The sequence below is a fragment of the Actinoplanes sp. NPDC051851 genome, from assembly GCF_040681165.1.
Lineage (GTDB): Bacteria > Actinomycetota > Actinomycetes > Mycobacteriales > Micromonosporaceae > Actinoplanes.
Genome location: NZ_JBFAYF010000119.1, coordinates 1 through 12,931, shown reverse-complemented (window position 1 = coordinate 12,931; position 12,931 = coordinate 1). Strand labels below are relative to the sequence as shown.

Annotated in this window: 13 protein-coding genes and 2 pseudogenes; 4 read left to right on the top strand and 11 right to left on the bottom strand. The window is 65.8% G+C overall.

Annotation, left to right across the window (positions count from 1 at the left end; translation table 11 throughout):
• The 6 genes from AB0M08_RS46280 to AB0M08_RS46255 form a co-directional block, all read right to left on the bottom strand.
• Positions 1-368 (bottom strand): transposase family protein (locus AB0M08_RS46280; protein WP_364508383.1); only part of this gene is annotated, 368 nt, incomplete at its 3' end.
• 216 nt (positions 369-584) lie between these two features.
• The gene (locus tag AB0M08_RS46275; protein WP_364508381.1) at positions 585-1,151 is read right to left on the bottom strand and encodes a hypothetical protein; all 567 of its coding nucleotides are present in this window, start codon (positions 1,149-1,151) and stop codon (positions 585-587) included.
• Positions 1,145-1,834 carry a polymorphic toxin-type HINT domain-containing protein gene (locus AB0M08_RS46270; protein ID WP_364508379.1) on the bottom strand — a complete coding sequence of 230 codons (690 nt, stop codon included), beginning with the start codon at positions 1,832-1,834 and terminating at the stop codon, positions 1,145-1,147. The genes AB0M08_RS46275 and AB0M08_RS46270 overlap by 7 nt, the downstream gene beginning before the upstream one ends.
• Positions 1,827-2,240, bottom strand: a complete 414-nt coding sequence (locus tag AB0M08_RS46265; RefSeq protein ID WP_364508377.1) for a hypothetical protein — start codon at positions 2,238-2,240, stop codon at positions 1,827-1,829. The genes AB0M08_RS46270 and AB0M08_RS46265 overlap by 8 nt, the downstream gene beginning before the upstream one ends.
• 97 nt (positions 2,241-2,337) lie before the next feature.
• Entirely contained in the window at positions 2,338-2,559 is a 222-nt protein-coding gene (locus tag AB0M08_RS46260) for a hypothetical protein (RefSeq protein WP_364508374.1), read from the bottom strand.
• Positions 2,556-4,739 carry an N-6 DNA methylase gene (locus AB0M08_RS46255; protein ID WP_364508371.1) on the bottom strand — a complete coding sequence of 728 codons (2,184 nt, stop codon included), beginning with the start codon at positions 4,737-4,739 and terminating at the stop codon, positions 2,556-2,558. The genes AB0M08_RS46260 and AB0M08_RS46255 overlap by 4 nt, the downstream gene beginning before the upstream one ends.
• A gap of 574 nt (positions 4,740-5,313) precedes the next feature.
• Here AB0M08_RS46255 and AB0M08_RS46250 point away from each other — a divergent pair.
• Positions 5,314-5,511 (top strand): hypothetical protein, encoded by a 198-nt coding sequence (locus AB0M08_RS46250; protein WP_364508369.1) that lies wholly within the window; start codon positions 5,314-5,316, stop codon positions 5,509-5,511.
• A gap of 12 nt (positions 5,512-5,523) precedes the next feature.
• On the opposite strand, the pseudogene AB0M08_RS46245 reads toward AB0M08_RS46250, so the two are convergent.
• Positions 5,524-6,932, bottom strand: a pseudogene (locus AB0M08_RS46245) (IS3 family transposase).
• A 795-nt stretch (positions 6,933-7,727) separates the two neighbouring features.
• Here AB0M08_RS46245 and AB0M08_RS46240 point away from each other — a divergent pair.
• A complete protein-coding gene (locus tag AB0M08_RS46240) occupies positions 7,728-8,969 on the top strand; it encodes an ISL3 family transposase (protein WP_364508385.1) in 1,242 nt (413 codons plus the stop codon).
• A 385-nt stretch (positions 8,970-9,354) separates the two neighbouring features.
• On the opposite strand, the gene AB0M08_RS46235 is transcribed toward AB0M08_RS46240, so the two are convergent.
• Both AB0M08_RS46235 and AB0M08_RS46230 read right to left on the bottom strand, forming a co-directional pair.
• Positions 9,355-10,050: a hypothetical protein gene (locus AB0M08_RS46235; protein WP_364508367.1), complete on the bottom strand. Its 696-nt coding sequence runs from the start codon at positions 10,048-10,050 to the stop codon at positions 9,355-9,357.
• Positions 10,044-10,652: a hypothetical protein gene (locus AB0M08_RS46230; RefSeq protein WP_364508365.1), complete on the bottom strand. Its 609-nt coding sequence runs from the start codon at positions 10,650-10,652 to the stop codon at positions 10,044-10,046. Before AB0M08_RS46230 ends, AB0M08_RS46235 begins: the two co-directional genes overlap by 7 nt.
• A gap of 382 nt (positions 10,653-11,034) precedes the next feature.
• Here AB0M08_RS46230 and AB0M08_RS46225 point away from each other — a divergent pair, with 382 nt between their 5' ends.
• Entirely contained in the window at positions 11,035-11,709 is a 675-nt protein-coding gene (locus AB0M08_RS46225) for an integrase core domain-containing protein (RefSeq protein WP_364508362.1), read from the top strand.
• 92 nt (positions 11,710-11,801) lie between these two features.
• On the opposite strand, the gene AB0M08_RS46220 is transcribed toward AB0M08_RS46225, so the two are convergent.
• Positions 11,802-12,068, bottom strand: a complete 267-nt coding sequence (locus AB0M08_RS46220; RefSeq protein ID WP_364508359.1) for a hypothetical protein — start codon at positions 12,066-12,068, stop codon at positions 11,802-11,804.
• Positions 12,069-12,314: 246 nt separating this feature from the next.
• On the opposite strand from AB0M08_RS46220, the gene AB0M08_RS46215 reads away from it, so the two are divergent.
• Positions 12,315-12,731, top strand: a complete 417-nt coding sequence (locus AB0M08_RS46215) for a hypothetical protein (RefSeq protein ID WP_364508357.1) — start codon at positions 12,315-12,317, stop codon at positions 12,729-12,731.
• 21 nt (positions 12,732-12,752) lie between these two features.
• On the opposite strand, the pseudogene AB0M08_RS46210 reads toward AB0M08_RS46215, so the two are convergent.
• Positions 12,753-12,931 (bottom strand): annotated as a pseudogene (locus AB0M08_RS46210) (IS982 family transposase); the annotation flags it as partial.

Below are 12,931 nucleotides of genomic sequence, written 5' to 3'. Positions count from 1 at the left end.
ACGCTGAGCGTGGTCTCGGTCAGCCGGTCGCAATCGAACAGTTTCCCGTCGAGGATGACGTGGGACCAGCCCTCGGCGGCGACCCTGCGCAAGGCGGTCTGCAGGTCCTGAGCCTGAGCGGCCAAGACGGCGACGCCTTCGTCGCGGTAGCGGTACGCCGTGGCCCGGGAGATGCCGAAGCCGGCTCCCAGCAGCGTCACGTCCTCGGCCTTGCGGAACCAGACGAGTACAAGAAGTGCCTGGTAGAAGCAGGTCAAGGCGCGAGTTCCGGTCCGGGTGCCCCGGGCTCGGCGCTCGGTGGCAAGCAGCCGTCCGAGGTGGCGCACGAGTTCCTTCGGGACGTCGAGCATGGCAGGATAGGCGATCACGTGGAGCCCTCTCGAAGACGTGTTTCTGTCGCAAGGACGTGTCTATCGATGGCTCCACGCCTATATCCAGCATCGTCCGGTTCACGGCAATAATCCGTGTCGTGCCGAATCAGCCGGCACTCCTTGCTGAGATCACCTCACTGACGTTGCCGTCAACTACTGCCGTCAACGCCCTGATGGGTCGCTTCGAAATCTTCCGAAGCGACCCATCAGGTTTCAATCCCGGCTCATTCTTCCCTGAATTTCCCTAACGATTCCCTGCGTCACAATGCGATCATCATCGCGAATCCGATCGAGCTGAATTCTATTTCCAACTCCGACTATCGTCGCCCTCTGCCGATCCTTCTCGCTGGAGAAGTACCTCGGAACTTCAATGTTCTGATCGAGTTGACCCATGGCAGTGAGAGATGCGTGTGCACAACTGATAGCGGCCTCGGGATCCCCCGCCGTCGCCGCGCACTTTGTCGCATACATGAGAACGAGGCAGCCATAGAAGGAATAAATGTCGTCAACTTGAGTGAAACCTAAGTCGTTTGGTTGCAGTTCGACAAACGACAGCAGATGCTCACGCCGCTCATCGAAGATGCCGTTCTGGAGTTCCAGATCCCACAAATACTCAAGAGTCTCGACAACGTAGGCGATGTCATCAGCACGACTGGGGTCGGGCGCCCTGACAGCGCAGAAGACCTGCGCCAATCGCTCTGCACAACTCGCAGCGAAGATCCGAGCCAGCAGCCCGCCGCCGCCACGTAGGGCCTGCACGGTTTCCTCGTCAACTACCACTCGAAACTCCTCTGGCGCGTTGCGGTAACCCCACTACCAGGATAGACGTTACCCATCATCTTCCCCCCGCTACCCCGAATCCATGGTGCACAGACCGAAAGGCACACGTTTCTGGAGGTTCCGCCAGCAATCGGTGTCCATCCTTGCTCGTTAATGAACATGAAAGCATTCTGTTCAGCATGCGTGCCCGGAATGTTTGGTGCACGCATCTCGCCAGGCTTGAGCGGAACAGACATTTGCGCAGGTGTTAGACCATCACCAGATCCAGCAATCACATCAACGTCGCCGTGAGGCGTCCGCGCACGAACTACAGCCACCGTACTGATGTTCTTGCGAATGTACTCGCCCGGCTCCGCTGCGTGAATTTGGCTTGCCCGATCCGAAAAACCGCAATTGTGTACGAGGACCGGCGTGGTGCCGGCGAGCACATAGTACGTGTGGAAGTCGGCGACAGTGAGGTTGAAGCGGTGAGCAAGGTCCGTGAACTTTCGGACCACCTCGACACTGAGTTCGGTTCCATCGGCCGTTTGGAGGCGATCGCCTGGATGGAGTCGGTCGGCGCGGGTCCACTGGCCAGTAGTGAGGTCCCAAAAGGGATGTTCCGCCCCGGGTTTGATGGAGACATTGATGTTCCCCGGGTTTCCGTCCGGCACCCAGGCAAGCGTCGTGAGGAAGTCACCCACGCCCGGCAGCGCAGGAGATCACCTCGCCCTGCCACAGACTCAGCCGCACCGCCCGGTCGCCGACGTACAGGGTGCCGCCGACCAGTTGGCCGGCTTCGTCGCGCTCCGGGTCCCAACCGCTCAGCACTCTCGCGATCACCGAGGCGAACGGATCCTCGCCGGAGGCGTCCCGCCCGGCCCAGCGGCCACCATCGAAGCCGTAATCGTAGGCCGAACGCCAGCTCTCATCACCCGGAGCCGTCGGCACGATCGCCAGGGACCAGTCACTGCGCCCGTCGAACAGCAGCCCACGGCCGTCGTCCACGACGAGGTGGACCGGCCCGGTGGCGAGATCGACCGGGTCACCGGGCCGATACCAGGCCAGCCGCGTGACCGCAGCCAGCCGGCAACCGATCAGCATGTCCATCGGAACGGCCCCATATCAGCTTGATCATCGTCACCGCACCATCTTGCTCGACTGGTCCACGCCTGCGGGAGGTCCCGGTGACGTCGCTGGCCTCCGCTCACTCGCGCGACCCGCGCAGGTAGTTGAGGATCTCCATCGCGAGCGTCAGGGTGGCACCACCGGCGGTGCCTCCCGCGATCAGGGCCGCGGCGAGAACCGCCCCCGCGCTGTGAGCGAGCAGGACCGTCGTCACGCCGACCACAACGGAGACAGCTGCCGCGACCAGAAGGAGCCGGCGCTCACGGGAGCCCTTGCGGCTGCGTAGAGGTTGGGGCGTCATCGCGCACCACCAAAGAGACGATGTTCGGTTGCGTCGCGGGCTGCGGTCGCCACCGAGACAAGGTCGCGGGCGACAACGACTTCTTGATCGAGAACGTGCAGTGCCGCGGTCACTTCGTGCTGCCGGTCCAGAGACGGTAACGGGATCATGAGCGCGCCGACGTCGGCGGCGGTGACGTATGCCGTTGCGGTGGCTCCCGCGAACGTCTTCATCTCTTCCCGCGCCGCGATCGACCGAAGGTAGGCGCACAAGTAGTACGGGTCGAGCAGGCCGGTGTCGTGGACGCGAAGGCGCAGCAGGTTGGTGCTCATCAGCCAACCGCGCTGCCGCGTGTCCACGACGGCCGGCGGGGTCAGCGCCCCGGTCCGTACGCACAGCACGTCCCCGGCCTTCAGCTCGTAGCTACTCAGCCGATCTGCTTTCTCCTTCGGCGCGAGACGCAGATCGGTGGCTTCGATACGTCCGTTCCGCAGATGATGCGGCATGACGATGGGAATCCCCTCGGTGCGGGATCGCTGGTCACTCGGGAGTCGGGAGTACCGGAAGCCTGCTTTGACCTCGCAGACGTCCTTGAGCGGGACTGTCTGCGCGGTCAGTGGCCGAGCGACGTCGGCTGCGCTCCGATTGGCGTCGCCGTAGCTGCGGAGCACCCGGTCGTAGGACTGGTGAAGAACGGCTCGCAGGTCGTCGCTATCAGACGGCGGTTTGGAACGGTTGATGACGTACTCCGCCGGGTTGAACGAACACCGGTCGGAGATGACGCTGCTCCTGTCGACGACGGCGCTCATGTTCCTCTCGCCGTCATTCCACTGCTCAACCGCGCTGCCGCTCAGGAACGACCGATATGCCTGCACGACCCGTTTCCGAGCGGTCTCGTCGAGCACCGTCCGGCCGTCGCGTTGCCGCCCGAGGGATGCCGCGTCAACGAAAAGGACCGGCCAGTCACCGCTGCGTTCCCGGCGAAGGATCCATACACTGGTCGCGACGTCCGCGCCGGCGTACAGGCCGGATGGCAGCGCGATCACCGCTTCCAGCATGGCGCGGTCGATCAGTTCGCGGCGAATCTTCCGCTCGATGGTGTTGACCGAGAACGCGGCGGCCGGCGGCATGACGATCGCTGCTCTGCCTTCTCCGCTCAGCTGGTCGAGGCAGTGCAACAGCCACCGGAAGGCGGAGCGGGGTGGCGGCGCCGGAAACAGCGCCCCGCCTGGCACCGGACGCTCGTCAATCCAGGAATCGACCCCGAACGGCGGATTGGCCAGGACGTGCGTGACCTGCACGCGGTGAGCCTGATCAGCCGGCAGCAGGACCGCCTTTTCTCCCCGGATCAAGAGATTCACACCAGCCAGGCTCAAAGCGGTGGTGTCCGAGCCGACTCCACGCAGGCACAGATCCTCAGAACTGGCGGCGGCGTCGACAGCAGCGGTGAGCAGCTCCCCGCCACGCAGAAACGGGTCATACACCGACCGGGCAGTCTCGTCGATGATCATCTCGGCGAGTAGGGACGCGACCGTCTGTGGGGTGAGAAACGCTCCCGCAGGCAACGCAGCCTCGTACGCATTGATGATCAGCTGGACATGCTCGGCGCCCAACGCCGAGCACTGAACCAGGAACTCCCGAACCCGGGAGACATGCTCCGGCATGAGGCGTCGCAGCGCCGCGAACACTGCCGGATGCATGCCGTGCCGTCGCGCCGTGCGCTCGGCGGCCGTCGCAACGCGGTCGACGAGCCATCGTGCACCCACCGCGCCCACGTCCGGTGGGTACAGATCACGCAGGCCGGCCCATGCGTGCGGGACCCGGGTACGCAGGAACACCGCCGTGAGCATGAATACGAGGTTGTCGATGTCACCGGTAGCCCCGTCTCCCGGCAACCGCATGCTCAGCACCTCAGCGAGGGTCGGCGCGGGCCTGCTCCCCGGCATCGTCGGCGCAGCGGCGGCCAAGCTCCGCCAGATCCGATCGGCGTAGCTGCCCTCAGCACGATCACCAGCGCCGCGAATCGAGCCATGGACCCGCCGCGACGCCAGCCAGTTCGTCACCTCTGTCAACAGGAAGCGGCCATCTGAACCGGAGCGAGGGAAATCGCGTCCGGTCTTGATCCATGACGTCACCGCAGGACGACTCACCCCGGCCAACCTGGCAAGCTCCGCACGCGTAACCCGCTGCTCCATCGTCATGCCCTTCCCCAATACGCCACTGTGGACTCCGCAAGGCTAGAACAGCTAACGACTACGCGCGGATGTGCGCACCTGTAGATGCGCGGATCTCTCAGCTGGAGTGACAGCCAGAACTATCGCCTTGAACTGGCGATATTCGAGACGGGGTTGGATTCTGTTAACTGCCGAGTTGTTAACAGGCCTGTCGGCGCTCACGTAATTGGCCTACGGCTCGCTCGTCGTGCTCGTCCCGCGCACGACGAGCGAAAACCGTAAACCCGCACCGAGGGCGGCGTGAGTGGGTGCACCGGCTGGCTCGCCAACTCGCGGTCGGTGGTCGGTATGACGCACGGCCGGCCGTGGGATGCCCTGGGGCGCGACGAGCGAGGACCGGAGCAATTACGTGAGCGTCCACACAGGCCTTGCTCCGAAACGGCTTCCGGAGAGAATCGGAGCCCGCACGAGTGACCACGCGCGGGTTACAGCATCATCACCGCCGCCCGGGGAAAGAGGCCCCTACCCGTGCACAACGACAGGCCCATTGCCAGTGGTCATCTGGAGCAAGGAGTCACGACATATCCATCGGGAGGCATGTATGGCCTGGGTGGAAGATCATGGAGGTCGGCACCGGGTCCGCTATCGCTGGGCCGGCCACATCGTCACCGACAGCACCTACTCCCGCCGCGAGGACGCCGTCGCCGAGGCAGCCCGTCTGAACAACGCCACCCGGGCAGCCCGGCTGCGCTACCAGCCCTCACCGGCACCGCGGCTGCGGAACGTGTCAAGGGAATGAGGCCAACGGGAGTTAAGCGGCCTGGAGTTCGGGCTGGGTTTGCTGGTCGGGCCGGTTGATCCAGACCTGGTCGGGCAGGTCGAGGATCTTGGGTAGTGGCCGGCTGGTGGCGAACCGTTCCGGATGCGCGGCGCGGGCCGCGGCGAGGGTGTCCTCGCGGCCGGCGCGGACCTGGTGGCGGCCGTGGTGGACGTCGGCGGGGGTGTGCAGTCCGATGCCGGAGTGCCGGTGAGCGTGGTTGTACCAGGTCACGAACTCGGTCATGAAGGTCCGGGCGTCGGCAAGGGACGCGAAGCGGTCTGGGAAGACCGGCGCGTACTTGAGCGTCTTGAACCAGGCCTCGCTGTACGGGTTGTCGTTGGAGGTCTTGGGCCGGGAGTGCGAGCGGGTCACCTGGAGGTCTTCGAGCAGGTCAGCGACCGACTTCGACGTCATTGACGTGCCGCGGTCGGCATGGACCACATGCGGGACGCCGTGGGCGCCGAACACCTCGCGCATCATGTTCTCGGCGAGCGGACCCGATTCGCGGGCGTGCACGCGGACGCCGACGATGTTTCGGGAGTAGATGTCGATCATCACGTAGGCGTCGAAGTAGACGCCCTTGACCGGGCCGGCGAGTTTCGTGATGTCCCAGCTGTAGACCTGCCCCGGTGCGTCGGCGACCAACTCGGGACGTTGCCGGGCCGGATGCCGGGCCTGCCGGCGCCGCTCCCGGACTTGCTCATGCTCACGCAGCAGCCGGTACATCGTGGCGATCGAGCCCACGTACACACCCTGGTCCAGCAGTGCCGCGTAGATCTGCGCCGGTGCGGCGTCGACGAACTCCGGACTGTTCAACAGCCGCAGCAGCTGCTCACGCTCGCCCAGGGTGAACGCGTTCGCCGGCGGGCGCCGTGCCAGCCGCGACGGGGTCGGGCGGCGCCGGTCGCGGTCCGCGCTGGACCGGGCGATCCCGGTCAGGCGCTTCGCCTGCCGCGTCGTGATCTTCACGCTGGTCAGCTCGTGAAAGCAGGCCATCAGCGCTTGCCGAGCCCGAACACGTCCGGACCGTCCGGCTCGCTCCTGGAGATGTCCTCCAAGAGCTCGCGCGCTTTTCCCATGATCGTCAACGCCGTCTCCGTGCGCGCCAGCGTTGCCTGCGCCTGCGCCAGTTCACGGCGCAGCCGGGCGATCTCGGCCCGCTCCGCCGACGGCCGCCCGACCGTCTCACCAGCCGGTTTACCCTGCAACAGCCCGGCGTCACGAGCCCGGCGCCACTCGGTCATCAACGACGAGTACAAGCCCTCGTGTCGCAGGAACGCCCCGCCCTCGCCGGCCTCCACGGCCTGCTCGTACCGAGTCAGCAGGTCCAGCTTCTGCCCTGGGGTGAAGTTCCGGCGGGCCCGCGGACCGCCCGAACGCGGCCCCTTCTTGCGACTCATGACCCCATCCTGGGCCACGACCATGTCAACAGCAGTAGTCAACGCTTCTCGATCCTGAACTCGCCCTGTCCGGCGGACTTGCTATGAACCGCTGGCCTCAACTCACCCTGACAGACAGGGCCATCCGGCGCAGCACCTGACCACTCCGCAAGGCAGGTGGTGGTCACGGAAGCAACGACAGGATCGGTCACCGCCACACGAGAACTTTGAAACCCCTCCAGCGCTGTTGAGCGCTGCCCGACATTCTCGTCAGCGAGCTTCCTCGAAGGAGGTCTCCTCGGAAGTCGAGGCGCTGCTCCCAATCTGCTCCCACAAACATGACAAAACGCCCGGCCTCGTAGATCACAAGACCGAGCGTTTTCGCAGGTAGCAATACTCGTGGGCGATACTGGGATCGAACCAGTGACCTCTCCGGTGTGAACGTAGTCCGATCAAGCCGCTGACCAGCAGAAACGCAGATCAGGCCTGGTCAGATGACGTTACCCGACGTTACTGAACGCCGTCCGACGCCGTTCGGCGCTGCCGGTGACCACCCCACCTGCTCCCCGCTAATCATCCGGTTGGGGAGCAGCGCCACACGATCCCAGCCCGGAACGCCGAATTCATCGCCACAACGCTCCCCGCGACCAGAAAGAATGGGCGATGTGCAGCATAAACGGCTCTTCTGACGTTCTCGTGGGTGGTTTGAAGGCGTTGTAGCAGCGCACGCCGTTTCCAGGCCTACGGTTCCGGTTGTCGAGATCGGAATCGGGCATAACGGGAAACGGCGTGCGTAACAGTAGGATATAGCATCGACTGCTGGGGCTGTCGCGGGTGGTCGTCGAGGACGTCGAGATCGAGGACGGCAGCGATGACGGCGATGGCGCGGGTGATGCGCTGGTCGTGACGGTCCGGGCCCGCAAGGGCGCGGCCCGCCGGTGCGGGCGGTGTGGCCGGCGGGCACCCTGGTACGACCATGGCGGCGGGGTACGCCGGTGGCGGCATCTGGACTTCGGCACCGTCCGGGTCGAAGTACAAGCGGCGGCACCGCGGGTGAACTGCCGTGAGCACGGCCCGACCGTGGTGCAGGCCCCGTGTGCCCGGCACGCCTCCCGGTTCACCACCGCGTTCGAGGACACCGCAGCATGGCTGGCCGCCCGCACGGCGGCGTCCACGGTGTCTGAGCTGCTGCGGGTCTCCTGGCGGGCGGTCACCGCGATCGCCGCCCGGATCGTGGCCGAAGGCCGGGCGGGCACCGACCCGCTCGACGGGCTGCGCCGTATCGGTATCGACGAGGTCGCCTACCGTAAGGGCCAGCGATATCTGACCGTGGTCGTCGACCACGACACCGGCCGCCTGGTCTGGGCCCGGGCAGGACGCGACAAGGCGACCGTGACCGCGTTCTTCGACGCCCTCGGCCCGCAACGGGCCGCCCGGCTCACCCACGTGTCGGCCGACGCCGCCGCATGGATCGACAGCGTGGTCACCGACCGTGCGCCACAGACGATCCGCTGTCTCGACCCGTTTCATCTGATCGCCTGGGCCACCGACGCCCTCGACCTGGTCCGCCGCCAGGTCTGGAACACCGCCCGCGGCGGCAGAGGTGGTCGCACCGGCACCTCGACAATGCTCAAGGGCGCCCGCTGGGCATTATGGCGCAACCCGGACACCCTGACCGAACGCCAGCAGCAGACCCTCGCCACGATCCAGGCCACGAACAAACCTTTGTACCGGGCCTACCTGCTCAAGGAACAACTCCGCGAGATCGTCGCCGTCAAGGGCGAGACCGGCAAGCTGCTGCTGAACGCGTGGCTGCGCTGGGCCGCCCGCAGCCGCCTGGAACCGTTCGTCAAACTCGCCGCCGCCATCCGCCGGCACCTCGACCAGATCCACAACATGCTCGACTGTGGCCTGTCCAACGCCCGGATCGAGGCCAACAACACCCACCTGCGGCTCCTGACCCGCCAAGGCTACGGCTACCACTCCGCCACCGCCCTGATCACCATGGCCATGCTCCGCCGCGGCGGCCTCTGCCCACCACTACCCGGACGATCATGAAAACCGACCCACGAAAACGTCAGGAGACCCGCATAAACACGCTCGTCGGGAAGAGCGCCGCTGCTCCCTGCACGGCGACGCCCCGGCCCCGTTTCGAGAGACCGGCCGAATCGGGAGGCCTGCTCCCCGCAGAACACCGGCAAGGTGCCCGGCGGGGAGCAAGCGGGGAAGCACAAAGCCGCCCGACGACCCGCCCGATAGGGGCTTCTTACTACCGCACTGCTCCCTCGTCATCGAAGCGTCTGCGTGACTCGCAGTCACCGAAGCACCGCCGCGGACTACGCCTCGCCGCCGCGTCACCGAACTCGCCCCAGCGATCTGGCCCCGCCTCCTGGCCAGGCGGAACGCGTCCCCCGCTCGAACAAGGCAACGGCGCCCGGTCTACTCACTGGTCAGCTGACTCGGCGACGGCGAGTTTCAGCACGGTGCGGTAGTCGTCTTCGGTCCACCCCCGCTCGTCGAACTCCAGCCAGACGATCCGGCTACCGACCGCTGCGAGCATCCCGGTGATGTCAGCGCCGAGAGTCACGCTGTGAACCTTCGTCCGATATGCAGTGAATGGCAGTCCGGAAATCACCGAACCGCACTGCTTCGCCGCGACGGTCACCGGATGGTCGGCCGCGTCGTCGTCGCCGTGCAGGCTCAACACCACCTCTCGGACTTCGAGAGGGTTGAGGACCTCGTCGTCCGGTACGGGATCGTGCCCGCGGACGGTGGCCGTGTAGAGGTACTCCACCCCGCTCGCCCCGAAGATCGCGTCAGTCCGGTCGGCCTGGTCCGAGATCCACGGGAACGATCCGGCGCAGTCGACCGGCTGCGGACTGGCCAGGTAGCCCTCGGCCGCGCATCCAGCAGCGTCGTACTCGGCTCGGCCGTACCCGTGAACGTCGCTGGCGCTGTCCGGCCAGATCTCCGCCACCTGCAACAGGCCGTCCCGGCTCTCGTCCAGGTCGGTACGGCACGGCACGGCCGAAGCCGACGGAGAGGGCGCGGCCGTGGGCACGCCGTCATCGGTGCACGCGGCCAGGCCCATGGTCAGCGTCGCCGCCAGGATCCAGCGCCCGGCCAGCGGGCTCAACAAGCGATCACCTTGGCCTTGTACTCGAAGGTGCTGGAACCGTAGCTCTTCGAACAGGAGGCGGCGCCCTCGGCCGGAACTGCGAACGACACGGCCGACCCCTTACCTATCGAGGTCGTCGCTGTCCCGTTGCTGTTACACTTCCAGCCCGACCACGAACCGGTGAACTTCCGCTCCCCGGCGAAGAACGCATACTTACCGGCGGATACGTTGACAGTTATCGACTCGGACGTGGTGGTGGTCGTCTCGCCGGAGGCAGCGAGAGTCACGCCGACGGTGTCGCTGAACTCCCCCATGACGGCCTTCGCGGTCAGCGTGCTCGACGCGCTGAAGGTCACCGACGCGGTGATGGTGGCAACGTGGGTGACCGACTTGGTGACGGAACCGGAACCGCCCGACGGAATCGACACGTACCGGACGTGGGTGATGGTATTCGACGCACTGGTGGTCGAGAAGCTGGCCGACTTCGAATTCGCGTCGCAGACCAACACGGCATCGGTGGAGTAGCCGACAGCGTGCGCCGGCGCACTGAGGGCCAGACTCCCGATCAGGGAGGACAGCAGAACAGCGGACCCGGCGGTGATACGACGTCTGGTGGTGAACATGTGGACCCCAAAAGATGGCGGACCTCTCTCCCCGTCGGAGAGGTCCTCGCAAGTCGCCCGGCGCGACGCAAACGAAGCGGTCGTGCCGGGCGACAACGATGATCTTGCGGATCCCGATCGGAAATCGAGCCTTGAGTCAAATGCGCGACTCACGATCAACTGTACAAATTGGACGTCGGTCCGCTCGAACAAGAAACGTTTTGCGAGGATGACGCCAAGTCCTTTGGAGAGGGTCCGCGCCGCGACAGGCAAAGTGACCTGAACCACATGGAGGCGCAGCGGCGGGTCTGCGCCCGGCCAAAATCCCGCCGCCCCGGGTCAGGGGCTACTGTCCCGCCCCGGGTTTGATGGAGACATCCACGGCGAACTGCTCGTCCTCGGGGTGAAGGTCGCCGCGGCCACCGTGTGGGAGATCCTCCACGACGCCGGCATCGACCCGACACCCGAGCGCACGAGCAGTACCTGGGCGACGTTCCTGCGCTCGCAAGCCCAAGGCCTGCTCGCCGCGGACTTCTTCGAGACCGTGACACTGACCGGCGCCCGCTTCTACGTGCTGGCGGTCATCGAGCACGCCACCCGCCGCATCCGGATCCTCGGCGTCACACCCCATCCCGGCGCCGCCTGGGCCACACAGGCTGCCCGGAACCTGGTCATGGACCTCGAAGACACCGGCTGCCAGGCCAAGCACCTGATCCGCGACCGGGATGGCAAGTACCCGGCCCTGTTCGACACCATCCTCGCGAACGCCGGGATCGAGGTCGTGCTCAGCGGCGTCCGCATGCCCCGCATGAACTCGATCATGGAACGCTGGATCCAAGCCTGCCGCCACGAACTACTCGACCGGACCCTGATCTTCAACCAGGCCCATCTGCTTCGTGCTCTGCGCGAGTACGAACACCACCACAATCAACATCGGCCGCACCGAGGCATCGCCAACACCCGGCCCCTGCGAGCACTACCCGACCCGATGGCCGAGCCAGCGGACCTCGCGCGCCTGCGCGTCCACCGAAATGATCGACTTGGCGGGATCCTTCACGAATACGAACAGGCCGCTTGACCAGCGCGGATGAGGTTATCGGCACCCGCAGCGCTGGTGACCACCGAGCTGCCGGTGGGCAGTGGGCTGATCGTGGCCGTCCGCCGCTGACGTCAGGTCGTGTCGCGGTCGGACACCGCCGTGAATGGGTGGGGCCCCTGGCCGCATATCCAGAACGCGCGGCCTTGATGCAGCTCGGGATGCATCAGTCCGGGGCCGTGCTGGGTGCACACCGGCCAGATGAAGCGGTGGACCTCAGCGATGAACCTCTGGACGCCCTCGGCCACCTCCACCGCGGCTTTGGCATGGGTCAGGCCGCGGATCGCAACGTCCTCGACGACGATGAGCCCGGCGGGGAAATCGGGGCCCGGAAGCTCCACCGCGCTGACGACCAGGTCCTCCAGCTTCCCGATGTCGTTCTCCGCGCGATGCCGGATATCACGCAGGACGTCGTTGGCCAGGGCAATTCTGGCTCTTCTGACGTTCTCGTGGGTGGTTTGAAGCGATCATGACGGCGCACGCCGTTCCCTGGCCTACGGTTCCGGTTGTCGAGATCGGAATCGGGCATAACAGGAAACGGCGTGCGTAACAGTAGGATATGGCATCGGCTCTTGGGGCTGTCGCGGGTGGTCGTCGAGAGTGTCGAGATCGAGGATGACAACCTCGACGGCGATGGCGCGGGTGACGTGCCGACGTTCGACCCGGCACCGGTCTCCGGCACCGACTCGACCCAGTACGTCGCTCTCAACGGCCAGGCCGCGATCACCGCGACCGGAGTCTCCGCCGACACCGCTACGATCCAGTTGGTCGAGCGGACCAGCAGCGTCGTGCTGGCCGAGACCACCAGCGCGCCGTGGACCCTGACCTGGGACACCGTGGCGAACCCGGCCGGCAACCCCCGCATCATCGTCACCGACCGGGCCGGCAACTACTCGACGATGGCCACCGACTACTACAGCGACAACCGCGGGCCGTACATTCTCGGCATCACGTACCCGTTCACCCAAGGCTACGTGAGTAACGGAACGACCCTAGACGAGTGATGACGGGTGTTAGCTGCGCGTTCAGTGGTCGTAGGCGATCAGGCTGCGGGTGACTGGTTGGCCGGTTTTGTGGTTGTGCCAGATCGCGGCGGTCATCGCGAGGATGCGTTGAGCGACGCGGGCGGCGATGCCCTGGAAGGTGCGTGCGCCGTGTAGTTCGAGGTCGAGCTGGCCTTTCAGGGTGTCGTTGACCGATTCGA

What these genes read in the sequence shown, in the direction of transcription:
- AB0M08_RS46265 (WP_364508377.1), bottom strand. Translation starts at nt 2,240, where the DNA reads ATGGACATGCTGATCGGTTGCCGGCTGGCTGCGGTCACGCGGCTGGCC.
- AB0M08_RS46260 (WP_364508374.1), bottom strand. Translation starts at nt 2,559, where the DNA reads ATGACGCCCCAACCTCTACGCAGCCGCAAGGGCTCCCGTGAGCGCCGG.
- AB0M08_RS46255 (WP_364508371.1), bottom strand. Translation starts at nt 4,739, where the DNA reads ATGACGATGGAGCAGCGGGTTACGCGTGCGGAGCTTGCCAGGTTGGCC.
- AB0M08_RS46250 (WP_364508369.1), top strand. Translation starts at nt 5,314, where the DNA reads ATGGCCTGGGTGGAAGATCATGGAGGTCGGCACCGGGTCCGCTATCGC.
- AB0M08_RS46230 (WP_364508365.1), bottom strand. Translation starts at nt 10,652, where the DNA reads ATGTTCACCACCAGACGTCGTATCACCGCCGGGTCCGCTGTTCTGCTG.